This is a genomic window from Pantoea phytobeneficialis, from assembly GCF_009728735.1.
Taxonomy (GTDB): domain Bacteria; phylum Pseudomonadota; class Gammaproteobacteria; order Enterobacterales; family Enterobacteriaceae; genus Pantoea; species Pantoea phytobeneficialis.
Genome location: NZ_CP024636.1, coordinates 3,537,515 through 3,561,792 on the forward strand (window position 1 = coordinate 3,537,515; position 24,278 = coordinate 3,561,792).

21 protein-coding genes are annotated in these 24,278 nt (G+C 57.9%); 18 read left to right on the forward strand and 3 right to left on the reverse strand.

Annotated features, from left to right (window positions below; all coding sequences use genetic code 11):
• From CTZ24_RS16305 to phnE (CTZ24_RS16325), 5 genes are all read left to right on the forward strand, one after another.
• Positions 1-278: transposase (locus tag CTZ24_RS16305; RefSeq protein ID WP_208723593.1), on the forward strand; the 278-nt coding region annotated here is incomplete at its 5' end.
• A 139-nt stretch (positions 279-417) separates the two neighbouring features.
• Positions 418-1,236, forward strand: a complete 819-nt coding sequence (gene phnC / locus CTZ24_RS16310) for a phosphonate ABC transporter ATP-binding protein (protein ID WP_021182803.1) — start codon at positions 418-420, stop codon at positions 1,234-1,236.
• Between the two features lie 26 nt (positions 1,237-1,262).
• Entirely contained in the window at positions 1,263-2,192 is a 930-nt protein-coding gene (phnD, locus tag CTZ24_RS16315; protein WP_021182804.1) for a phosphonate ABC transporter substrate-binding protein, read from the forward strand.
• A 191-nt stretch (positions 2,193-2,383) separates the two neighbouring features.
• Complete coding sequence (phnE, locus tag CTZ24_RS16320) at positions 2,384-3,247, forward strand: phosphonate ABC transporter, permease protein PhnE (RefSeq protein WP_021182805.1); 864 nt, start codon at positions 2,384-2,386, stop codon at positions 3,245-3,247.
• Positions 3,244-4,128: a phosphonate ABC transporter, permease protein PhnE gene (gene phnE / locus CTZ24_RS16325; RefSeq protein ID WP_208724080.1), complete on the forward strand. Its 885-nt coding sequence runs from the start codon at positions 3,244-3,246 to the stop codon at positions 4,126-4,128. The genes phnE (CTZ24_RS16320) and phnE (CTZ24_RS16325) overlap by 4 nt, the downstream gene beginning before the upstream one ends.
• Here the strand turns inward: phnE (CTZ24_RS16325) and CTZ24_RS16330 are convergent.
• A complete protein-coding gene (locus CTZ24_RS16330) occupies positions 4,082-6,646 on the reverse strand; it encodes an ATP-binding protein (protein ID WP_208724081.1) in 2,565 nt (854 codons plus the stop codon). The genes phnE (CTZ24_RS16325) and CTZ24_RS16330 overlap by 47 nt on opposite strands.
• A 144-nt stretch (positions 6,647-6,790) precedes the next feature.
• Between CTZ24_RS16330 and CTZ24_RS16335 the strand changes: the two genes are divergently transcribed.
• The 6 genes from CTZ24_RS16335 to CTZ24_RS16360 all read left to right on the forward strand — a co-directional run bounded on the left by CTZ24_RS16335 (position 6,791) and on the right by CTZ24_RS16360 (position 13,069).
• Positions 6,791-8,296 (forward strand): sugar ABC transporter ATP-binding protein, encoded by a 1,506-nt coding sequence (locus CTZ24_RS16335; protein ID WP_208724082.1) that lies wholly within the window; start codon positions 6,791-6,793, stop codon positions 8,294-8,296.
• Positions 8,297-8,306: 10 nt separating this feature from the next.
• On the forward strand, positions 8,307-9,290 hold the full coding sequence (locus CTZ24_RS16340) for an ABC transporter permease subunit (protein WP_208724083.1): 984 nt from the start codon (positions 8,307-8,309) through the stop codon (positions 9,288-9,290).
• A 156-nt stretch (positions 9,291-9,446) separates the two neighbouring features.
• On the forward strand, positions 9,447-10,385 hold the full coding sequence (locus tag CTZ24_RS16345) for an ABC transporter substrate-binding protein (RefSeq protein WP_021182810.1): 939 nt from the start codon (positions 9,447-9,449) through the stop codon (positions 10,383-10,385).
• 74 nt (positions 10,386-10,459) lie between these two features.
• Complete coding sequence (locus CTZ24_RS16350; protein WP_021182811.1) at positions 10,460-11,143, forward strand: D-lyxose/D-mannose isomerase; 684 nt, start codon at positions 10,460-10,462, stop codon at positions 11,141-11,143.
• Positions 11,144-11,154: 11 nt separating this feature from the next.
• A complete protein-coding gene (locus CTZ24_RS16355) occupies positions 11,155-12,015 on the forward strand; it encodes a ketose 1,6-bisphosphate aldolase (protein ID WP_208724084.1) in 861 nt (286 codons plus the stop codon).
• A gap of 1 nt (position 12,016) precedes the next feature.
• Complete coding sequence (locus CTZ24_RS16360) at positions 12,017-13,069, forward strand: carbohydrate kinase family protein (protein WP_208724085.1); 1,053 nt, start codon at positions 12,017-12,019, stop codon at positions 13,067-13,069.
• On the opposite strand, the gene CTZ24_RS16365 is transcribed toward CTZ24_RS16360, so the two are convergent.
• Positions 13,006-13,752 (reverse strand): response regulator, encoded by a 747-nt coding sequence (locus tag CTZ24_RS16365; RefSeq protein WP_036624905.1) that lies wholly within the window; start codon positions 13,750-13,752, stop codon positions 13,006-13,008. The two genes, CTZ24_RS16360 and CTZ24_RS16365, sit on opposite strands and share 64 nt — an antisense overlap.
• Positions 13,753-14,179: 427 nt before the next feature.
• On the opposite strand from CTZ24_RS16365, the gene CTZ24_RS16370 reads away from it, so the two are divergent.
• Complete coding sequence (locus CTZ24_RS16370) at positions 14,180-15,478, forward strand: NCS2 family permease (RefSeq protein ID WP_021182816.1); 1,299 nt, start codon at positions 14,180-14,182, stop codon at positions 15,476-15,478.
• Between the two features lie 208 nt (positions 15,479-15,686).
• Here the strand turns inward: CTZ24_RS16370 and CTZ24_RS16375 are convergent, their stop codons facing one another.
• Positions 15,687-17,141, reverse strand: coding sequence for an AMP nucleosidase (locus CTZ24_RS16375; protein ID WP_021182817.1), 1,455 nt, complete (start codon positions 17,139-17,141; stop codon positions 15,687-15,689).
• Positions 17,142-17,476: 335 nt separating this feature from the next.
• Between CTZ24_RS16375 and CTZ24_RS16380 the strand changes: the two genes are divergently transcribed.
• The 6 genes from CTZ24_RS16380 to CTZ24_RS16405 all read left to right on the forward strand — a co-directional run bounded on the left by CTZ24_RS16380 (position 17,477) and on the right by CTZ24_RS16405 (position 24,023).
• Entirely contained in the window at positions 17,477-18,592 is a 1,116-nt protein-coding gene (locus CTZ24_RS16380) for a branched-chain amino acid ABC transporter substrate-binding protein (protein ID WP_036624907.1), read from the forward strand.
• A gap of 82 nt (positions 18,593-18,674) precedes the next feature.
• A complete protein-coding gene (locus CTZ24_RS16385; RefSeq protein WP_021182819.1) occupies positions 18,675-19,589 on the forward strand; it encodes an ABC transporter permease subunit in 915 nt (304 codons plus the stop codon).
• Between the two features lie 10 nt (positions 19,590-19,599).
• Positions 19,600-20,883 (forward strand): high-affinity branched-chain amino acid ABC transporter permease LivM, encoded by a 1,284-nt coding sequence (gene livM / locus CTZ24_RS16390; protein WP_208724086.1) that lies wholly within the window; start codon positions 19,600-19,602, stop codon positions 20,881-20,883.
• Positions 20,876-21,751, forward strand: coding sequence for an ABC transporter ATP-binding protein (locus tag CTZ24_RS16395; protein WP_208724087.1), 876 nt, complete (start codon positions 20,876-20,878; stop codon positions 21,749-21,751). Before livM ends, CTZ24_RS16395 begins: the two co-directional genes overlap by 8 nt.
• On the forward strand, positions 21,744-22,496 hold the full coding sequence (locus tag CTZ24_RS16400) for an ABC transporter ATP-binding protein (protein ID WP_208724088.1): 753 nt from the start codon (positions 21,744-21,746) through the stop codon (positions 22,494-22,496). The genes CTZ24_RS16395 and CTZ24_RS16400 overlap by 8 nt, the downstream gene beginning before the upstream one ends.
• A 114-nt stretch (positions 22,497-22,610) precedes the next feature.
• On the forward strand, positions 22,611-24,023 hold the full coding sequence (locus CTZ24_RS16405) for an EmmdR/YeeO family multidrug/toxin efflux MATE transporter (protein ID WP_208724089.1): 1,413 nt from the start codon (positions 22,611-22,613) through the stop codon (positions 24,021-24,023).
• The last annotated feature ends 255 nt before the right edge of the window (positions 24,024-24,278 follow it).

Here is a 24,278-nt window from a genome sequence, read left to right on the forward strand (position 1 = left end):
GTGTGGTACCGGTGGAAAAAACGTCCGGGAGCTCAGTCAGGGGGCGTGCGCGGATGTCAAAAACAGGCCCGGCAGACGTAAGGGCGAAACTGTATATGGCGGCGATCGTAGCGATCAGGTGGAATGCCCCGGCGAAGGCGCTGTACCAGAGGCTAATCGCGAAGGGCAAAGCCAGCAAGGCCGCGCTTGGAGCGGTGATGCGCAAGCTGGTTCATCAGTGCTTCGGGGTGCTGAAAACGCGGATGAAGTGGGATGAAAATTACGCAGCTACCGCTTGACGTTCAAGACGGTAGCTACAGAACACACTGAACCGTAACGGGTGCTGTCATTGTTTGATCATTTCCCTGTCATCAAGCCTTCATCGCCTTTGGCCGTAATAAGCGGGCAATTCACACCTCAGATGAAACGGAGCGGAAGATGGCACAGGCACTACTGAAAACCGTGATCGACAATCCTTATGTTCCGCACATTCAGCAGGGCCATAAGGTGCTGTCGGTGCAGGGACTGTGCAAGGCATACGGTGAAAATCGCGTGCTGGATAATGTCAGTTTCGATCTGCATGCGGGAGAACTGGTAGCGGTGATTGGCCGCTCTGGCGCAGGTAAATCGACATTGTTACATATGCTGAACGGCACCATCAGCGCGTCCAAAGGTGCCATTATTAGCGCGGAGCAGCATGATGTGGTGAAACTGAACAGCCGCCAGATGCGTGAATGGCGCAGCGCATGCGGCATGATTTTCCAGGATTTCTGCCTGGTGCCGCGTCTCGATGTGTTGACCAACGTCCTGCTTGGCCGTCTCAGCCAGACCTCTACGCTGAAATCCTTCTTCAAAGTGTTTTCCGAAACCGACCGTGCGCAGGCGATTGAACTGTTGCAGTGGATGAACATGCTGCCGCAGGCGCTGCAACGCGCTGAGAACCTGTCGGGCGGGCAGATGCAACGTGTGGCGATCTGCCGCGCGTTGATGCAAAACCCCAAAATCCTGCTGGCTGATGAGCCGGTAGCCTCACTCGACCCAAAAAATACTAAACGCATCATGGACGTGCTGCGCCAGGTCAGCGAACAGGGCATCAGCGTGATGGTGAACCTGCATTCGATTGAACTGGTGAAAAACTACTGCACCCGCGTGATCGGCATCCAGCGCGGCAAAGTGCTGTTTGACGGACATCCTGCGCAGTTGACCGACGGTCTGCTGCACGAGTTGTACGGCGACGAAATTAACCAGCTCCACTAACTCCCACGGCAAGAGAATAACCACCAATGAAACTGACTTCTTTAGCTTTACTGACTGGCGCTCTGATGGCTTTTGGCGTTAACGCAGCGGATGCACCAAAACAGCTTAACCTCGGGATTCTGGGCGGTCAGAACGCCACCCAGCAGATTGGCGACAACCAGTGCGTGAAAACCTTCTTCGACAAAGAACTGAACGTCGACACGCAACTGCGTAACTCGTCTGATTATTCAGGCGTGATTCAGGGGCTGCTGGGTAACAAGATTGACCTGGTACTGAGCATGTCACCCGCATCCTATGCCTCGGTCTACCTGCAAAACCCGAAAGCCGTGGATATCGTCGGGATCGTGGTGGATGACAAAGACGGTTCGAAAGGTTACCACTCGGTGGTGATCGTCAAGGCCGACAGCCCGTACAAAAAGCTGGAAGATCTGAAGGGTAAATCGTTTGGTATGGCTGACCCGGACTCAACGTCGGGTTTCCTGATGCCAAATCAGGCGTTTAAGAAAGAGTTTGGCGGTACGGTAGATGACAAATACAAAGGCACCTTCTCTAACGTAACCTTCTCTGGCGGCCATGAGCAGGACATCCTCGGCGTGTTGAACGGTCAGTTCGACGGGGCGGTGACCTGGACCTCACTGGTGGGCGACTACAACACCGGGTACACCTCGGGTGCCTTTGGTCGTCTGATTCGTATGGACCACCCGGACCTGATGAAGCAGATTCGCATCATCTGGCAGTCACCGTTGATCCCGAATGGCCCGATCCTGGTAAGCAACAATCTTCCGGCTGACTTTAAACAGAAAGTGGTGGATACCATCAAGAAACTGGATAAAGAGGATCATAGCTGCTTTGTTAAAGCGGTGGGCGGTGAGCAACATATCGGCGCGGCTACCGTAGCGGATTATCAGAACATCATTGATATGAAACGTGATCTGATGAAGGGTAGCCGTGGGTAGACCTCTGCGGTCTGTGACCCTCACCCCGGCCCTTGCCATACTGGGTGCGGTCTGTGACCCTCACCCCGGCCCTCTCCCATAAGGGAGAGGGAGATGTGCCATATGCTCGATCAGTTCCCTCTCCCGCTTGCGGGAGAGGGTTAGGGTGAGGGCAGCAACCTGCACCTCACACAACCACAGGACTCCCCCCTTTGACCGACTTCGAACACTACTACCAACGCATCCGCCGTCAGCAAAAGCGTGACACGCTGCTGTGGTCATTGCTGCTGGTGGCGCTGTATCTCGCTGCGGGCAACATCGCAGAATTCAACCTGGTGACGGTCTGGCAATCGCTGCCGCATTTCTTTGACTACATCGGCGAAACCCTGCCGGTTTTGCACTTGCCGGTGTTGTTTGCCGATGTCAAAACCGAAGGTTCCCTGGCTTACTGGGGGTATCGCCTGAATATCCAGTTGCCGCTGATCTGGGAAACCCTGCAACTGGCAGTTTCTTCCACGTTGCTCGGCGTGGGTATCGCCGCCGTATTGGCCTTTTTCGCCGCCGATAACACTCAGTCGCCGAAGAGCGCACGCGTCGCCATTCGTGCCTTTGTCGCCTTTCTGCGTACCATGCCGGAACTGGCGTGGGCGGTGATGTTTGTGATGGCTTTTGGTATCGGCGCGATCCCCGGTTTTCTCGCCCTGGCGCTGCACACCATTGGCAGCCTGACCAAGCTGTTTTATGAAGCGATTGAGAGCGCCTCGGACAAACCGGTACGCGGCCTTGCCGCCTGTGGGGCCAGCAAATTGCAGCGGATGCGTTTTGCTTTCTGGCCGCAGGTCAAACCGACCTTTCTCTCCTACAGCTTTATGCGTCTGGAGATCAACTTCCGCTCCTCGACCATTCTTGGTCTGGTCGGCGCGGGGGGCATCGGTCAGGAGCTGATGACCAATATCAAACTGGATCGTTATGATCAGGTCAGCATTACGCTGCTGCTGATCATTGTGGTGGTGTCACTGCTGGATACGCTCTCCGGCTGGTTGCGCCGCCGCGTGGTGGAAGGAGAACGCGCATGATCGCCCTGGCCCCGGATATCAGCCGGCTGAAGCAGCAACACCCGGAACTGTTTGCGGCGCAAAATCGTTACCTGCGTCGGATCGCCCTGATCGCCCTGGCGGTGTTGTTGTACTACGTTTTTTTCTTTGAATACTTTGGTATCGAATGGAGTCGCCTGCTGATCGGCTGCCAGCAACTGGGACGTTATTTTCTGCGCATGTTTGTCTGGCAGGATTTCGCCAACTGGCCGTTTGGTTACTACCTGTCGCAGATTGGCATCACACTGGCGATTGTGTTTGCCGGAACCCTGACCGCCACGCTGTTGGCGTTACCGATCTCCTTTCTCGCGGCGCGGAATGTCATGCACGGTTCCATCACCCGACCAATTTCCCTGCTGATGCGTCGTGTATTGGATGTGCTGCGCGGTATCGATATGGCGATTTGGGGGCTGATCTTTGTACGCGCCGTCGGGATGGGGCCGCTGGCCGGGGTGCTGGCGATTGTGATGCAGGATATCGGCCTGCTGGGCAAGCTCTACGCCGAAGGGCATGAAGCGGTGGAACGCTCGCCCAGCCGGGGGCTTGGCGCGGTCGGAGCCAACAGTTTGCAGAAGCATCGCTTCGGCATTTTTACCCAATCGTTCCCGACTTTCCTGGCCCTGAGCCTGTACCAGATTGAATCTAACACCCGTTCGGCGGCGGTGTTGGGTTTTGTCGGTGCGGGTGGCGTGGGTCTGGTGTATGCCGAGAATATGCGTTTATGGAACTGGGACGTGGTGATGTTTATCACCCTGATTCTGGCGGCCATCGTGATGATGATGGATGTCATCTCCAGCCGCCTGCGTAAACGTTATATCAGCGGGAAAGCGGTGCCGCTGTGGCAGCCTGCCGGGCGCGATTAAGCCGTTCACTGCGTTGCCAGGCGCGTTCCAGCGCCTGTACCAGTTGCGCCTGATGCCAGGGTTTTGCCAGCCGTTCACACAGCGGCAGCATAACTGGCGTCTGGCGCAGATCCTGTCCGCTAATCAACAAGGTGGCGAGATGGGGGTAGTGCTGCTGGGCCTGGCGAATCACATCCGCCCCGTTCAGGCTGCCGGGTAGCATCAGGTCGCTGATCAGCAATTCAATATCCGGCGTCTGGCGCAACAGCGCGAGGGCGCTCTCGCCATCGCCACACTCCAGCGTTAAATAACCTAACTGGTGCAGATGCTCGCACAACGTCTGGCGTACTGCCGGTTCGTCGTCGAGCACCAGCACCAGCCGGTCAGCACTGTCGCTCAGCGTGGCGGGAAGTGGCGCAGGGACGGGTTGGGCGACGACTGGTGCGCGCGGCAGCAACAGGCGTACGGTGGTGCCCTGGCCGGGGGCGGTTTCCAGTTCAATCTGCCCGCCAGATTGCCGGACAAAGCCATACACCATCGATAGCCCCAGCCCGCTGCCGCTACCCAGCGCTTTGGTGGTAAAGAAGGGTTCGAACACCTGACTGCGTACTTCCGCCGACATGCCACAGCCGTGATCGATCACTTCAATGGTGACACGATCACCTTCATCGCGGTGCTGATGCCAGATACGCAGACGGATTTCGCCGCTCTGTTTTTCCATCGCGTCCCGCGCATTGACCACCAGATTCATCAGCGCGTTTTCCAGTTGTCCGGCGTCGATCCACGCGGGCCAGCCGGGGCGCTGCGCCTCAATCACCAGTTGCTGGCCCGGCAGCAGCGAATGCTGCAACAAGCCTTGAAGGTTATCCACCAACTCCACCACCGACACGGCGCGTGGGTAGAGCGCCTGTTTGCGCGAAAAGGCCAGCAGCCGCTGGGTCAGTTGCGCCGCGCGGTCGGCGGCCTGACGGGCGCGCTCCACCCGGCTGGCGAGGGTGCCGGGCGGCAGTTGATCGACGGTCAGGGCCAGACTGCCGATAATCACCGCCAGCAGATTGTTGAAATCATGCGCCAGACCGCCGGTCAGTTGCCCGACGGCTTTCATCTTCTGGCTGTGCAGCAGCGCTTCTTCCAACGCTTTGCGTGTCGTGCGTTCCAGTACGGTATTGACCATGCCACGCCGTGGTACCGGACTGAAGCGCAACTCCAGCGTGCGGCCATCGGCCAGCCGCACTTCCTGCGCTTCACCCAGCCCATGCAGTTCAATCTTCAGCCGCTTCAGCAATTGTTGGTAATGCAGGCCGCGATGTAGCTCGCGCGGCGCAATGCCGAGCAGTTGCGGGTACTGTGCATTCCATACCACCAGCTCGCCGCCGTTATCGAACAGGGCAAAGCCATCGCGCATCGCCAGAAAGGTTGATTCCAGTTGGTTACTTTTCTCTTTTAACAGGCGTGAGGTGTGCGCCAGCGATGCGGTATTGCGGGCGAAGACGTTGAAGGCGCGCGCCAGATCGCCCAGTTCATCACGCCGTGCCAGTCCGGGAACGTTGACGCTTTTCTCCCCCTGCGCCAGTTGCGTCATGGCGTGGGCGATCGCGGTCAGACTGGAGCCCAGGTTGCGATAAATGTAATAACCGGCATAACCGGTGATCAGCAGCGCCAGCAGCATAAACAGCACGATAAAACCGATGATGGAATCCAGTTCCTGATGGGTGGCCTGGCTGCGGGCGTCATTCTGCTGCGCGACCAGTTGCACGTAATGGGTGATGTCATCATTCAACATCGCCACCAGGGCTTTGATGCGATAGGTGGCATAGGCGATAGCGATATCACTCTGCTCCAGTTGGCTGGCAACCGGCAGCAGCGTCAACTCGGTGCTGACCAGTTGCTGCACTTTGTCGGCCAGTACCCCCTGCAACGGGGTGGCAGACCAGGCTGCATTGAGTGAATTCAGTTGGCGCACCGCTGCCTGTGGCGCGGTGGACTGAATCGCCACGGTCAGCAGGCGGGCGGTTTGTTGACGCAGGTCGAGGGACAGAGGCTGGCTGGTGACAAGGCTATCGATATGGTTGAGCAATAGCTGCGCCTGCCACAAGCCACTCAGCATCAGGTTACGTTGCAGATGGCGTTCGTGACCTTTCAGCAGCAGTTGATTGATACTTTGTTCCAGCATCTGGCTACGCTCGCGAATACGTTGCAACAATGCCGGTTGCTGTGCCGCCAGCGGTGCGCTTGCCAGCCGGCTCAGCGACTGCTGCAACGCCTGCTGGGTTTGTTGTAGCCGCGCCGATTCGCTTTGATACTCCAGTGCCCCCACCACCTGCGACAAACGCACTGCCGCCGTTGCCACATTGGCGGTATCGCGTGCCAGTGCCAGACTGCCGTTCATATCCGCCAGGGTTTGCGCCTGGGCTTGTTCCTGAATGTGACCGGCGTGGCGAAATCCGCTAATAGCGACGAGGCCGACCGCCAGCGTAACGCACACCACCAGCAGGTTAAACAGCAGCAGGCGACCGCGTGCGCCCAGGCTCCGACTCATGTTGCACCCTCCAACCGGCCTCATTCAGCGCGAGTATAGAAGTCGGTCGGCGGTGAAATATGACAAATATAAATGGCGGCTGACATTTTCCATTTATCTGTCGCTGATTAACTCGCTGCACCCTTTGCCAGCAGGAGCGCAGCGATGACGGCCACACCGATTCTGGAAATGCGGGCAATCACCCGACGTTTTGGCAGCTTTTACGCGTTGAAAGGGGTGGACCTGACGGTCTGGCCCGGTGAAGTCCATGCGCTGATGGGGGAAAACGGCGCAGGCAAAAGCACCCTGATGAAGATCCTCGCCGGGGCTTACACCGCCAGCAGCGGGGAGATCCTGATTGATGGGCAGCCTTACGCCATTAAAGGTCCGAAAGAGGCGCTGGCGGCGGGCATCACCCTGATTTACCAGGAGATCAACCTGGCACCCAACCTGACGGTGGCGGAGAACATTTTCCTCGGCAGTGAAATCACTCGCGCCGGTTTAGTCAAACGCCGTCAAATGGCGGAAGAGGCACAACAGGTGATTGACCGCCTGGGTGCGCAGTTCAGCGCCACTGACCTGGTGAGCCGACTGAGTATTGCTGAGCAGCAGCAGGTGGAGATTGCCCGTGCGCTGCATCGCAAAAGTCGCATTCTGGTGATGGATGAACCGACCGCTGCACTCTCCAATCGCGAAACCGAGCAACTGTTTGCGCTGATCAAACGTCTGCGCAGTGAAGGCATGGCGATCATCTATATCAGCCATCGTATGGCGGAAGTGTATGAGCTTTCCGACCGTGTCAGCGTGCTGCGCGATGGTCAATACGTTGGCAGCCTGACGCGTGACCAACTGAATGCCAGTGAGCTGGTGCGCATGATGGTCGGGCGGCCCCTCAGCGATCTGTTTAACAAAGATCGATCCATTCCGTTCGGCGCCATTCGTCTCGCCGTGAATCACCTTGGCGATGGCAAAAAGGTTTATCCCAGTAGTCTGGCGGTGCGGGCCGGGGAGATAGTCGGTCTTGCCGGACTGGTGGGTGCCGGGCGCAGCGAGCTGGCGCAGCTGATTTTTGGGGTGCACAAACCGAGCAGCGGGGAAATCTGGATCGATGGCGAACAGGTAAAAATTCATTCACCGCGTGAAGCCATCGCCCACGGCATCGGTTTTCTTACCGAGAACCGGAAAGAGCAGGGCTTGTTTCTCGAACTGGCGGCGCAGGAAAACATTGTGATGGCGACGCTGGAACGCGATGCCAGTTACGGTCTGCTTAATCGCCGCAAAGGGCAGAAGATTGCCAGCGAAGCGATCCAGACCCTCAACATCCGTGTCCCCCATGCTCAGGTCCGTGCCGGTGGCCTCTCCGGCGGCAACCAGCAGAAGCTGCTGGTGTCGCGCTGGGTGGCGATTGCACCGCGCATCCTGATCCTCGATGAACCGACGCGCGGTGTCGACGTCGGTGCCAAAAGTGAGATCTATCGCATGATGAGCCAACTGGCGCAGCAGGGCGTGGCGATTCTGATGATCTCCAGCGAGCTGCCGGAAGTGGTGGGGATGAGCGACCGGGTTTACGTAATGCGTGCCGGCACCATTGCCGGTGAATTAAGCGCGAACGAGATCAGCCAGGAAAACATTATGACGCTGGCCACCGGCGCACAGCCGGCCCATGCGTGAGGAGACGAGGATGACCAGTGAAACCACCCGAATGAAAAACCCCACGCTGAAACGGGCGCTGATGGCGGATCTGTTGCAGACCGTTGGCATCCTGCCGATTTTGATTCTGATTGTCGCGGTGTTTGGCTTTGTTGCACCGAACTTTTTTACCGAGGCCAACCTGCTGAACATTACCCGTCAGGCGTCGATCAACATCGTGCTGGCGGCGGGGATGACCTTTGTGATTCTGACCGGCGGTATTGATTTGTCGGTGGGGTCGATGCTCGGTACTACCGCGGTGGTGGCAATGGTGGTGTCGCTCGATCCGGCCTTCGCCAGCCTGACCATTCCGGCGGCGCTCGGGGCAGGGCTGATCATGGGGCTGTTCAACGGCTTGCTGGTGGCGTGGGCGGGACTGCCGCCGTTTATCGTCACCCTCGGTACTTATACCGCGCTGCGTGGTGCGGCCTACCTGCTGGCCGACGGCACCACGATGATCAACTCCGACATCAACTTTGAGTGGATCGGCAACGGCTACATCGGGCCGATTCCCTGGCTGATTGTTATCGCCTTTGCGGTAATTGCGCTGTGCTGGTTCATCCTGCGCCGTACCACGCTGGGGGTTCACATCTATGCGGTGGGCGGCAACATGCAGGCCGCCCGGCTGACCGGTATCAAGGTTGGCGCGGTGCTGGTGTTTGTCTACGCGGTGAGCGGCCTGCTGTCCGGCTTGGGCGGCCTGATGAGCGCCTCGCGTCTCTACAGCGCCAACGGCAACCTCGGTGTCGGCTATGAGCTGGATGCTATCGCTGCGGTGATCCTCGGCGGCACCAGCTTCGTCGGCGGCATCGGCACCATTACCGGCACGCTGATTGGTGCGCTGATTATCGCCACCCTGAATAACGGTATGACGCTGATGGGGGTGTCGTACTTCTGGCAACTGGTGATTAAAGGCGCGGTGATCATTATCGCCGTGCTGATCGATAAATATCGCACCCGGCATCATGTGGGGTAGGTGCGGTCTGTAACCCTCACCCCGGCCCTCTCCCATAAGGGAGAGGGGGATGTGCCATATGCTCGATCGGTTCCCTCTCCCGCTTGCGGGAGAGGGTTAGGGTGAGGGCAAGGGCAGCAACAATACAAAACCAAAAAAAGCAGGAGAACATCGACTATGCGTTTTAATCCGATCCTTACCGGACTGCTGGCGGCCACGCTTCTCAGTGCGCCGCTGGTCCAGGCCAAAGAGTTAAAAGCCATTGGTGTAACCGTCGGCGATCTCGCCAACCCGTTCTTCGTGCAGATCACCAAAGGGGCGGCCCTGGAAGCGCGCAAGCTGGCCGGTGACGACGTGAAGGTGACGCTGGTCTCCAGCGGCTACGATCTTGGTCAGCAAGTGGCGCAGATTGATAACTTTATCGCCGCTAAAGTGGACATGATCATCCTCAACGCCGCCGACTCCAAAGGGATTGCCCCGGCGGTGAAACGCGCGCGTGATGCCGGTATCGTGGTGGTGGCGGTGGACGTGGCCGCCGAAGGGGCCGATGCCACCATCACCTCCGATAACACCCAGGCCGGGGCGATGGCCTGTAAATACATCTCCGACCGCCTGAAAAACAAAGGCAACGTGGTGATCATCAACGGGCCGCCGGTTTCCGCCGTGCAGAACCGTGTCGAAGGTTGCGAGGCGGAGTTCAAAACCCATCCTGATATCAAGATTCTGTCATCGAACCAAAACGCCAAAGGCAGCCGTGAAGGGGGGCTGGAAGTGATGACCGGCCTGCTGTCAGCTAACCCGAAAATTGATGCGGTGTTCGCGATTAATGATCCTACCGCCATCGGCGCGGATCTGGCCGCCAAACAGGCGCAGCGCAGCGAATTCTTTATTGTCGGCGTCGATGGTAGCCCGGACGGTGAAGAGGCGCTGAAGCGCAAAGGTTCGCTGTTTGTCGCCACCCCGGCACAAGATCCGCAGGTGATGGCAGCCAAAGCCGTGGAGATTGGCTACGACATCCTGCAAGGCAAGCCAGCGCCGGACAAACCGGTGCTGATCCCGGTGACGATGATCGATCGTAACAACGTCGGCAGCTACAAAGGCTGGACGGTGAAATAACCGACCTGGGCGGCGTAATGTTGTTCAGTTAAGGCTCGCGCCGCCCCAATTTCCCACTGACCGGAGACGCAGTGATGCAACGTTCGGAAGTGAATGCCATTCTACAACTGACCCGCGAATTCTTTATGCGCCAGGATGTCCACCTGCCGAGCTGGGCCGATTACGGTCTTAGCCAATGGCGTGCGCTGGATAAATCTGTCGCCGATGAACTGTTGGCCCTGCATCTGGGCTGGGATGTCACCAGCTTTGGTGCCGAGGATTTTTTTCAGACCGGGTTAACCCTGTTCACCCTGCGCAACGGCTCACGCGGCGGTAAGCCGTGGAGCAAACCCTATGCGGAAAAAATCATGCATGTGCGCGAAGGGCAGGTGACGCCGATGCATTATCACCCGCAAAAGATGGAAGACATTATCAACCGTGGCGGCGGTAACCTGATTGTCACGCTGCACAACCGTGACGGCCAGCAACTGGCTAACACGCCGGTTAACGTCACCCTTGATGGCCTGCGCCAGACCCATGCCGCCGGTTCGCAACTGCGTCTGTCGCCGGGCGAAAGCGTCACCCTTGTCCCCGGCATCTGGCACAGCTTCTGGGGCGAAGAGGGCTACGGCGATGTGCTGGTAGGGGAAGTCTCCATGCCGAACGACGACGAACACGACAATGTCTTTCTCACCCCGCTGGCACGCTTCAACCCGATTGATGAGGATGAAGATCCGCGCTGGTTGCTGTGTAACGAATATGCCCGCTGGCTGGCCTGAAGGAGCATCCTATGGCACTGATTTCACTGGCGCAGGGTTTGGCTCATGCGCAACAAAATGGTTATGCGCTGGGCGCGTTTAACGTGCTCGATACCCACTTTCTGCGTGCGCTGTTTCACGCGGCGGAACAGCAACGTTCGCCGTTTATCATCAACATTGCCGAGGTGCATTTTAAGTATGTCAGCCTCGATCATCTGATTGCTGCCATTCGTACCGAAGCGGCGCTGCACGATATTCCGGTGGTACTCAACCTCGATCACGGCCTGCACTTCGACGCGGTGATGCAGGCTATCCGCCTGGGTTTTACCTCGGTGATGTTTGATGGCTCCACCCTCAGTTATGACGAGAATGTGCGCCAGACCCAGGAGGTGGTGAAAATCTGTCACGCGCTTGGCGTATCGGTGGAAGCGGAACTTGGCGCAGTGGGCGGCGATGAAGGTGGCGCGTTGTTTGGCGAGGCCGACAGCAATAAATTCACCGATCCACAACTGGCAGCCGAGTTTGTGCGCAGCACCGGCATTGATTGTCTGGCCGTGGCGATCGGCAATGCGCACGGTAAGTATAAAGGCGAGCCGAAACTCGATTTCGACCGGCTGGCGGCGATCCGTGATGCGGCACGCGTGCCGTTGGTGTTGCATGGCGGTTCAGGTATCAGCGACGCCGATTTCCGCCATGCCATCAGCCTGGGCATCCACAAAATCAACTTCTATACCGGCATGTCGCAGGCGGCACTGGGGGCGATCGAGAACCAGATTGCCCAGCGAGAGGCGCGTTATGACGCCTTTGCCGAGCTGCTGATGGCGGTGGAGCGTGATATCAGCAACGTGGTGGCTCAGCAGATGCGGGTGTTCGGCAGCGCCGGGAGGGCCTGAGATGACAATACGCAGCGGCATCCTGGCAGCGGGCAGCATGTTGGTGGATCATGTACAACGCATCAGTCACTGGCCGGAACAAGGCTGGCTGGCGGAGATTCACCACAGTGAAAAATGCAGCGGGGGGGCCGCGCTTAACGTGTTGTTCACACTGGCGCGTATGCAGATTGATTTGCCGCTGGCCGGGGTGGGGATGATCGGCGAGGACAGCGACGGTGATTTTATCGTGCAGTTGCTGGACCAGCATCAGGTTGATCGCCGCCTGGTACAGCGCACCCGAAGCGTGAACACCGCCATGACCCAGGTGATGACCACACCGGATGGTCAGCGTACGTTTTTTCATGCCCGCGGGGCCAATGCACAGCTCGATTTACCGCATTTTGCCGCTATCCATACCTCCCATCGCATCTTCCACCTCGGTTATCTGTTGCTGCTGGATTGCCTTGATTTACCGGATGAACATTGGGGCACGCGCGGTGCCCATCTACTGGCGCAAATGCAGCAGCGCGGCTATCTGACCTCGCTCGATCTTGTGTCGCGCGTCGGGGAGTACCAGGCGCTGGTGGTGCCCGCACTGCGCTGGCTCGATTATCTGGTGATTAACGAACTGGAGGCGCAATCCCTGACCGGTGTCAGGCTGCGCAGCGCGACGGGGATCGCACCGCCTGACGCCTTTGCGGCGGCGGCGACCTGGCTGGTGCAGCAGGGCGTCCGGCGACGCGTGGTGATCCATGCGCCAGAAGGGGCATGGGGCCAGGAGGTCAACGGTGAAGGGCGCTGGCAACCGGCGTGGCAACTGACGCCAGAAGAGATTGTTGGCAGCGTCGGGGCCGGGGATGCCTTTTGTGCCGGCGTGTTATACGCCAGTCATCAGGGCTGGCCAATGACCGAGACGCTGAAGCTGGCGCATACCTGCGCCTGTTTTAATCTGCACGCGGCGAATGCGCTGGACGGCACCCGGCCACTGGCCGAGATGCAGCGCTGGATGGATCAGGCGATTTGTGTGACATGCACGGCAGAGGCCGGGCGCATCACATCCGCAGAGAAAACATAACCCAGACCACGGATGGTGCGGATCAGGCTCGGCTGATGCGGGTTCATCTCAATCTTGCGGCGCAACCGCATGATCAGCACGTCAATGGTACGGTCGAACACATCCAGCGTTTCGCTGTGGGTGAGCTCCAGCAACTGGTCGCGCGTCAGTACTTTACGGGCATGACACACCAGGGCGCGCAGCAACGCATATTCACCCTGAGTTAACGTCACCGTCTCACGCTGGGGGTTAAACAGTTGGCAGCGCGTTTCATCCAGTCGCCAGCCGTTAAACTGCCAACCCTCGTCCTGGGTGCTGACGGGTTGCGCCAGCCGACCACAACGGCGTAATGCTGCACGCGCCCGTGCAACAACCACGCGGGGATTAAACGGTTTGGCGATATAATCGTCAGCGCCCATCTCCAGACCCACCACCATATCCGCCTCTGATCCCATGCCCGTTAGCATGATCACCAGCAGCTCAGGCCGTTGGCGCTGCATTTGCTGTAGCACCAGCAGACCATTGGTGTCCGGCAGCATCATATCCAGCATCACCAGCGAGATTTCCGGGTGTTTATCCAGCAACGTCAGCGCATCTTTTCCCTGATGGCAGCTGAATACGGTAAAAACATGTTCACTCAATACATCGTGCAGCAGTTCGCATACCGCGCGATCGTCATCCACTACCAGAATTGCGGGCTTCATTACGGGCCTCTTTTGTTATGGAAGGGTTAACGAGAGTGTATACCGACCACTTTTGCCTGCTTAATCAGGCAACAGAAACGTGAGCGGCATCGCCTGACAGAGTTTGAAAGCGTGCGTTACCGCAATCTTTTTTCGCTACCCGGTTGACGGATGGGAAAACGATTGCGCGCACATGGTGCAATGCACCATAATCGCGCCTCGTTCTGGTTCAGAATTGTCTGAGTCTAAGATACAGTCGTGAAGGTAAACGATTGCGTCCTGTTATGGCATAGCAATTGCTATGAGGACAGGGGGAAAGGAGTTTAGTAACAAGGCGGATTGATGGCCGAGCATGCAGCCGTCTGCCTTTTCCCGCAACAATAACGCGCATGCACACCCCATTGGCAAGAGAACGCACGTCAGTGACGTCTCCCCATCACGAGAGATGATGATGTTAGAAAAACTATTCAAGCTAAAAGCGCACAACACAACGGTCCGCACCGAAGTTATCGCGGGCATAACCACCTTCCTGGCTATGGCCTATATCCTGTTTGTTAACCCAAGCATTTTGGGTGCGACCGGTATGGATAAGGGCGCGGTTTTCGTGGCCACCTGTCTGGCGGCGGCAATCGGCTGCGTGCTGATGGGCCTGATTGCGAACTACCCGATTGCGCTGGCGCCGGGTATGGGCCTCAATGCCTTCTTTACTTACACCGTGGTGCTGCACATGGGCTACACCTGGCAAATCGCGCTGGGTGCGGTGTTCCTGTCAGCCTGTATCTTCTTTGCGTTGTCGGTGTTCAAAATCCGTGAATGGATTATCGCCAGTATTCCGCTGCCGTTGCGTGCCGGGATTGCTGCCGGTATCGGCCTGTTCCTGGCGCTGATTGCGCTGGAAGGCGCGGGTATCGTGGTGGATAACCCGGCGACCCTGGTGGGCCTGGGCGATCTGACCAAACCTGGCCCGCTGCTGGCGCTGCTGGGCTTCGTCATCATCGTGGTACTGGAAGCGCGTCGCGTGACCGGTGCGGTGCTGATCGGCATCCTGATCGTCACCTTCCTGTCGATGGGTATTGGCCTGACGCCGTTTGGCGGCGTGTTCTCTGCACCGCCGTCTATCGCTCCGACCTTTATGCAACTGGACATCGCCGGTGCCTTTAACGTGGGCCTGGTGAGCGTGATTTTCGCCTTCCTGTTTGTCGACGTGTTCGACAACACCGGTACGCTGCTGGGTGTGACCAAGCGTGCGGGTCTGGCGGATGAGCAGGGCAACGTGCCGAAAATGGGCCGTGCGCTGATCGCCGACAGTGCGGCTGCGCTGTTTGGTTCTCTGCTGGGGACTTCAACCACCACCAGTTATGTTGAATCGGCAGCGGGCGTCAGCGCCGGTGGCCGTACCGGTCTGACCGCGATTGTCGTGGCTATTCTGTTCGTGCTGAGCCTGTTCTTCTCGCCGCTGGCGGGTAGCGTGCCGGTATTCGCCACTGCGCCTGCGCTGCTGTTCGTGGCGGTGCTGATGGCTTCTGGCCTGGCGGAGATTGACTGGAAAGACATCACCACGGCTGCGCCGGTGACGGTCACTGCGCTGACCATGCCGCTGACTTACTCGATTGCTAACGGTATCGCGTTTGGGTTTATTACCTGGACGGTGGTGAAGCTGCTGAGTGGCCGTACCAAAGAGGTGAATGCGGCGCTGATTATTATGTCGATCCTGTTTGTGATTAAGCTGGGTTGGTTGAGTGCGTAATTAACCTCACCCTGGTCCCTCACCCTAACCCTCTCCCGCAAGCGGGAGAGGGAACAGATTGAGCTAGCGCCCTCTCCCGCAATCGGGAGAGGGAACAGATCGAGCATATGGCACATCTCCCTCTCCCTTATGGGAGAGGGCCGGGGTGAGGGTCACAGACCGCACCTGCCCAGAGGGCCGGGGTGAGGGTCACCAACCGCACCGGGTCCTACCTGAACGGCGGTTCATTAAACGTGCGTAATTTGCGCGAATGCAATTTATCACCCTCCGCCCGCAGCAACTCCACCGCACAAATCCCAATCTGCAAATGCTCCGAAATCGCCCCTTCATAGAAGCGATTCGCCTGGCCTGGCAGCTTGATCTCCCCGTGTAGCGGCTTATCTGAAACGCACAACAAAGTGCCATACGGCACACGGAAGCGGTACCCTTGCGCCGCGATTGTCGCGCTCTCCATATCCACCGCCACAGCGCGACTCAGGTTAAAGCGCAACGCCGAAGCGGAGTAACGCAGCTCCCAGTTACGGTCATCGGTGGTCACCACGGTGCCGGTACGCAGGCGTTGTTTGACCTCTTCACCCGGCATGCCGCTCACCGCTTTGGTGGCGTCGTACAACGCGCGCTGTACTTCGGCAATGCTGGGGATCGGGATATCCGGCGGCAATACGCTGTCCAGCACATGATCGTCACGCAGATAGGCGTGGGCCAGCACATAATCGCCAATGGTCTGGCTTTCGCGCAGGCCGCCGCAGTGACCAATCATCAACCACGCATGGGGACGCACCACCGCCAGATGGTCGCAGATGGTTTTGGCATTGGATGGCCCCACGCCGATATTCACCAGCGTAATGCCGCGACGATTGGGTGACGTCAGGTGCCAGGCGGGCATCTGGTGCTTCTTCCACGCCAGGTCCGACATCATCGCTTCCGGGTCCTGGGTCTCTTTGGTGATCACCACATCGCCAGCACAGGCAAGGCTGTCGTAAGGTGTGTTCGGATCCTGTACTTGCTCAATCGCCCAGCGTACAAACTCATCGACATAACGCGTGTAGTTAGTGAACAGCACGAACGGCTGAAAGTGCTCAACGGCGGTGCCGGTGTAGTGACGCAGACGCGCCAGCGAGAAGTCGGTACGCAGCGCATCAAAATGCGACAGCGGGAACTGCGCGTCGGCGTTGAACAGGCCATCGGCGGTTTCATCACCAATCTGCGACAACTCGGTGGTGGGGAAATGACGGGCGATGCTGGCGCTCATGGAACGATCCAGCGACAGGTCCGAACCGTCGATCACGTAAGGGTAGGGGATCTCCTGCTGAGAGGGACCGACCTCAATCACCACCTCGTACTCTTTCTCAATCATCGACAGTTGCTCGCTCAGGTAATGACGCAGCAAGGCCGGACGGGTAATGGTGGTGCTGTAGCTGCCGGTATGGGTGAAGCGGCCCCAGGCACGGGTGCGGTTCTGCTGCGGGCCATCGCCCGCCCAGGTAAGGCGCAGTTCCGGGTAAACAAACAATCCCTGCTGCCGTGCCGTTTCATCCGGCAGACGTCCCTGTTCGGTAAAGTCACGAATTGCGCTGCGTAAAGCCGCAACCGCGTTGTCGTACAGGCGTTCCAGTTCATCCAGCGCCTGCTGGCTGCTGATGCCGTTCCGTTGTGTAGTCATAGGTTCTCCCTCCGAAATTTGGGCCGATTTGGCTATAGCATAGCGGGTAAACCCCTCAGCACCATGAAGAATCTGTGATCGACCGCATTCTGCACCATCAGAGTGCTGGTGCGTCGGCAAACGCTGGCTATGGTTAAGATCAGCAGACGTGTTCCCGCCGCTTTAACGCGCTGTCGGTGCAAAAACTTGTCACCAATGCTTACCTTTGGCGAGGTTTTTGCTTAATCGTTAACCGTGGCCCTGCTGGCCACTCATCGCACTTCGTTAAGTTTCAGAAATTGATTTCTCCCAGGCCGTGGTATGGCTCCGTTCCTGACCCGTTGAGGATTGAAAGCATGTCTTTGAAATTCATACAAGTACCATTGAAGGTCGTGATTGCTGGTTGCCTGAGTGCGGCGTTTTATGCCCAGGCAGACATTAAAATTGGTGTAGCCGGACCCTTTTCCGGCCCTAATGCCACTTACGGCGCACAGTATTGGAAAGGTGCCACTCAGGCGGCGGATGATATCAACGCTGCCGGAGGCATTAACGGTGAGAAAATTGTGCTGGTGCAGGGCGATGACGCCTGTGAACCAAAACAGGCGGTGGCGGTAGCCAACCGTCTGGTGGATCAGGACAAAGTGCTGGCGGTGGTCGGCCATTTCTGCTCCTCCTCCACCATGCCCGCCTCTGAAGTGTATGACGATGCCGGTGTGCTGGCGATCACCCCCGGTTCCACCAACCCACAAATCACTGAACGCGGCATGAAAACCATGTTCCGTATGTGTGGCCGTGACGACCAACAAGGGGCGATTGCGGCTAACTACATCATCGATAAGTTGAAGGCCAAACGCGTGGCGGTGATCCACGATAAAGACACCTACGGTCAGGGGCTGGCTGATGCGACCAAAGCGGCGCTGGAAAAACGTGGCGTCAACGAGGTGTTATATGAAGGTCTGTCGCGTGGTGAGAAAGACTTCAACGCGCTGGTTACCAAAATCGCCTCGGTGAAACCGGATGTGGTCTACTTTGGCGGTTGCCACCCGGAAGCGGGGCCTCTGGTGCGTCAGATGCGTGAGCAGGGCGTTACGGCTGCCTTCTTCTCCGGTGACTGCATCGTGACGGAAGATATGGTGACTGCTGCCGGTGGCCCACAATACACCAAAGGGGTCTACATGACCTTTGGTCAGGACCCGCGTCAGATCCCGGATGGTAAAGCGGTGATCGCCAAGTTCCGCGCGGGTGGTTTTGAGCCGGAAGGTTACACCCTGTATGCCTACGCCTCGGTGCAGGCACTGGCCGCTGCGTATAAAGCCGCAGGGAAAGATAACGCCAAAGCCAGCGACTGGCTGAAAGCGAATAGCGTCGATACCGTAATGGGTAAAAAAGCCTGGGATGGCAAAGGCGACCTGAAAGTCTCGGATTACGTGGTCTACCAGTGGGACGATAAAGGCAAATATCACCAGCTGTAAGCTGACACGCGGCCCCGCGTGCAGCGGGGCCATTCGCGATTGGGCGCGAGGTTTGCGCTCCCCTTAAGCACGGGACTTGCATATGGACGCCTTCTTTCTTCAGCAACTGGTGAACGGCCTGACGCTGGGCGCGGTTTACGGGCTGATTGCTATCGGCTACACCATGGTGTACGGCATTATCGGCATGATCAACTTCGCCCACGGCGAGGTGTATATGATCTCCGCCTATCTTTGTGCCATCGGGCTGGGCCTGCTCAGCTTCTTCGGCATCCACTCCTTTCCACTGCTGATTTTCGGCACCCTGATCTTCACTATCGTCATCACCGCCGTGTATGGCTGGACCATTGAGCGCATCGCTTATCGCCCGTTACGCAACTCCACCCGTCTTGCGCCGTTGATTTCGGCGATTGGGATGTCGCTGATTTTGCAGAACTACGTGCAATTGAGCCAGGGACCGAATCAGCAGGGCATCCCCACGTTGATGAGTGGCGTGCTGCGTATGGAGATTGATGGTGGCGTGGTGCAAATCACCTGGACCAAAGTGTTTATCCTGATTGCCGCTCTGTGCGGCATGGCGCTGCTGACGTGGATTATTCAGTACACACGGCTGGGGCGGATTTGTCGTGCGGTGCAGCAGGATCGGCGCATGGCCGCAATTCTCGGTATCAACACCGATCGGGTGATCTCGCTGGTGTTTATGATTGGTGCGGCAATGGCCGGGCTGGCCGGGGTACTGGTGACCATGAACTACGGCACCTTTGATTTCTACATTGGCTTTGTCATCGGCATCAAGGCGTTTACCGCTGCGGTACTGGGCGGTATTGGTTCGCTGCCCGGGGCGATGCTCGGCGGTCTGCTGCTCGGGGTGGCGGAAGCGCAATTCGCCGGACTGGTGAACTCCGATTACAAAGATGTTTTCTCTTTTGCCCTGTTGGTGGTGATCTTGATCTTCCGGCCACAGGGGCTGTTGGGACGACCGCTGGTTGCCAAAGTGTGAGGACGCCGAAATGAGTGCAATGACGCAATCTGTGGATGTGCGCCAGTCGCTGCTGGATTGTCTGATGGCCGGGCTGGTGGCGCTGGTGGTGTTTGGACCGATCGTCGGCGTGGTACTGGATGGCTACAGTTTTCATCTGTCGCCACTGCGGGTCGCGCTGCTGGTGGGGGTGGTGGTGATGGGGCGACTGCTGCTCAGCCTGTTGCTGCAAACTCCGACCGGACAACGCTTCGCCCGCAAGTTCGAAGGCAGCGATGACGGGGTATATGTCCGTGAGCCGGGCCACCGATCAGCGCTGCGCTGGGTCCTGCCGCTGGTGGTGGTGCTGGCGTTGGCCTTTCCGTTCCTTTCCAGTAAATACCTGCTGACGGTAGCGATTCTGGGTTTAATTTATGTGTTGCTCGGCCTCGGGTTGAATATCGTGGTGGGGCTTGCCGGGTTGCTGGACCTCGGTTATGTGGCGTTTTACGCCATCGGCGCTTATGGTCTGGCGTTAGGTTATGAGTATCTCGGCCTGGGTTTCTGGAGCATGTTGCCACTGGCGGCCTTGATGGCGGCCTTTGCCGGGGCGCTACTCGGTTTTCCGGTGCTGCGGATGCACGGTGATTACTTGGCGATCGTCACCCTCGGGTTTGGTGAAATCATCCGTTTGATCCTCAACAACTGGCTGGCCTTTACCGGCGGTCCCAATGGTGTCTCGGTGCCGGCACCGACCTTTTTTGGTCTGGAGTTTGGCCGTCGCGCACGCGAGGGCGGTGTCCCCTACAACGAGTTTTTCCATCTCGACTACAACCCGAACATGAAGTTTATCTTTATCTATGTGGTGCTGGTTCTGGTGGTGTTGCTGGTGTTGTGGATCAAACATCGCCTGACGCGTATGCCGATTGGCCGCGCGTGGGAAGCGCTGCGCGAGGATGAGATCGCCTGTCGCGCAATGGGGCTGAATCATGTGCTGGTCAAGCTGTCGGCGTTTATGCTCGGCGCGTCCACCGCCGGGATCGCCGGGGTGTTTTTCGCCACCTATCAGGGCTTTGTCAATCCAACCTCGTTCACCTTCTTTGAATCGGCGCTGATCCTCGCCATTGTGGTGCTGGGCGGGATGGGGTCGACGCTCGGCGTGGTGCTGGCGGCTTTTGTGCTGACGGTCGCCCCGGAGCTGTTGCGCAGCTTTGCCGAATATCGCGTGTTGTTGTTTGGCATGTTGATGGTGCTGATGATGATCTGGCGACCGCGTGGCCTGGTACGTACCGCGCGCGTGGGTGTACCGCTGCGTAAAGGAGTGCGCCATGAGTGATGCGATTTTGCAGGTGAATAACCTGATGATGCGCTTCGGCGGTATTAAGGCGCTGAACGACGTCAGCCTGGCAGTGGAGCGTGGTTCGGTGACATCGTTGATCGGCCCGAACGGCGCGGGTAAAACCACGGTATTTAACTGTCTGACCGGTTTCTATCGCGCCACTGGCGGGCGCATCACTCTTAACGCCAATCAGCGATCGACCGATGTGATCCAGGTACTGGGGCAGAAAATTCATCCCGGTGACTGGCTGCATCCGGCGCGGCTGGGTTCACGTATCTGGTACAAAATGTTTGGTGGCGCGCATCTGGTGAACCGCGCCGGGCTGGCGCGTACCTTTCAGAATATCCGCCTGTTTCGCGAGATGTCGGTGGTGGAGAACCTGCTGGTGGCGCAGCATATGCAGGTTAACCGTCAACTGATCGCTGGCATCCTGAATACCCGTGGTTATCGCGAAGCGGAGAATCGCGCGCTGGACCGGGCATTTTACTGGCTGGAGAACGTTGACCTGGTGGGCAGCGCTAACCGACTGGCGGGCACGTTATCTTATGGACAGCAGCGGCGACTGGAGATTGCCCGTGCCATGTGTACCCGCCCGGAGCTGATCTGCCTTGATGAACCGGCGGCAGGCCTGAACCCGGTGGAGACCGAGGCGTTAAGCCAGATTCTGCATCGGCTGCGCGCCGACCATCGTATCAGCGTGTTGTTGATTGAACACGATATGCCGATGGTGATGCGTATCTCCGATCATATCGTGGTGTTGGATCACGGCGACGTGATTGCGCAAGGCACGCCGCAGCAAATCCGTCATGACCCACGGGTGATTGCCGCCTATCTCGGCGCGGAAGAGGAGGATGACCATGTCTGAACCGATGCTGAGCTTTGAACAGGTGGACGTATTTTATGGCCCGGTGCAAGCACTGAAGCAGGTGTCGCTGACGGTTAATGAAGGCGAAACCGTGGCGCTGATTGGTGCCAACGGGGCGGGTAAATCAACGCTGCTGATGTCAATTTTCAGCCAGCCGCGCATCGCCGCTGGCGAGATTCGCTTTCGCGGCGAGGCCATCAGTCACCGATCCACCCATTTTATCGCCGCCAGTGGTATCGCGCAGGCGCCGGAGGGCCGGCGCATCTTCCCGGATATGACGGTGGAGGAAAATCTGCTGATGGGCACCATTGCCATCGGCGACCGCTTTGCGCGCGAAGATAAGGATCGCATGTATCAACTGTTTCCCCGACTGCTGGAAAGGCGTAAACAGCGCGCGATGACGCTATCGGGCGGTGAGCAGCAGATGCTGGCGATTGCCCGTGCGTTGATGAGCCGCCCGAAATTGCTGCTGCTGGATGAACCCAGCCTCGGGCTGGCACCGCTGGTGGTGAAGCAAATCTTCGCCATCCTGCGTGAGCTGACGCAGCAGGGCATGACGCTGTTTCTGGTGGAGCAGAACGCGCGCCATGCGCTGCAACTGGCGGATCGGGGTTATGTGATGGTTAACGGCGAGATACGACTCAGCGGCAGCGGCGAGGAATTGTTGCATAACGAGGAGGTGCGCAGTGCCTATCTGGGAGGCGTAGTCGAACATCCTGCCGCCTCGGGAACAAAAAGTTTGTAATAATGATTAAATGTTGACGGGAAACATTTTGCATAATTGTTAGCGTCCTATCATTATTATTCTTCTTGTCCAAAGTGATTTGGTATTCCCTTGCAAAATCCTGGCGTAGCAGTGATGCGTGCGATCAGAAATACGGCGTGGTATCCGAAACGCCGTTCTTATCGCACGCTGTTATGGCGTGAGATCACGCCGCTGGCCGTGCCCATCTTTATCGAAAACTTATGTGTGATGCTGATGGGCGTCCTCAGTACCTTCCTGGTCAGCTGGCTGGGTAAAGAAGCGATGGCAGGCGTAGGTCTGGCCGACAGCTTCAATATGGTGATCATCTCATTCTTCGCCGCTATCGATCTCGGCACCACGGTGGTGGTGGCGTTCAGCCTTGCCAAACGCAACGGCAAACGGGCGCGCGCGGCAACCCGCCAGTCGCTGGGATTGATGACGGTGCTGGCGTTTGTGTTGGTGATCGCCATTGAGGTTTGGGGCCACCTGATCATTGATGTCATCGCCGGTAGCGCCGAACCCAAGGTCAAGGCGCTGGCGCTCAGCTACCTGCAAACCTCGGCGTGGAGTTACCCGGCGGCAGCGATTGCCTTGATAGGCAGCGGGGCTCTGCGTGGGGCAGGAAATACCAAAATCCCGATGCTGATTAACGGCGGGATGAACATCCTCAATATCGTCATCAGTACCGTGCTGATCTATGGCTGTCTCGGTTGGGAAGGGTTGGGCTTTATCGGTGCCGGGCTGGGGCTGACTATCTCACGCTATATCGGGGCGATTGCGGCGATTTATGTGCTGTATCTCGGTATCAACCCGGCGCTGAAAATCTCCATCCAAAGCTACTTCCGACGCTGGAACTACGGCATTTTGATGGAGGTGCTAAGTATCGGTGTTCCGGCCAGTATCGAGTCGGTGTTGTTTAACGGCGGTAAGCTGCTGACGCAGATTTTTGTCGCCGGAATGGGGACTAACGAAATCGCCGGCAACTTTATCGCCTTCTCCATCGCCACGTTGATTAACCTGCCGGGCAATGCCCTGGGGTCGGCGTCGACCATTATCACCGGCAAACGTCTTGGGCGTAACCAGGTGATGCAGGCGGAACGGCAAATCAAACATGTATTCTGGCTGGCGATGATTGGCTTATGTAGCCTGGCGGCGATTACCGTGCCGATAGCCGGGTTGCTGGCGAAGTTCTATACCCGCGACCCGGAGGTGATTTCGGTGACCAAACACCTGATCTGGCTGAACGCCGCGTTTATGCCAATCTGGACCGCCTCCTGGGTGCTACCTGCCGGGCTGAAAGGTGCACGCGATGCGCGTTACACCATGTATGTCTCGATGTTCAGCATGTGGGGCGCGCGCGTGGTGGCCGGTTATCTGCTTGGCATTGTGCTGGGTATGGGGGTGATTGGCGTATGGCTTGGCATGTTCCTCGACTGGACCGTGCGCGGTATCTGCTTCTGGTGGCGTCTGACCAGCGGCAAATGGCTGAATAATTATCGCCGGATGATCGCCAGAAGCGGGGGGTAATGCCCTCACCCTAACCCTCTCCCGCAAGCGGGAGAGGGGACTGATGCGTGCACCGGCTACCATTTTGCACTACCTCCCTCTCCCGCTTGCGGGAGAGGGCCGGGGTGAGGGTATCAGCGTACACCACCGCCCAGGCAAATAAGTAAAACCTATTATTTATTCTCAACCTTTCTGTGTCATTTTCCCTTCTTAATTTAAAAATTAAATTCATCCTGCTGGTCAATTCCGTTATTTAACCGCTGGCTTAGATACTGA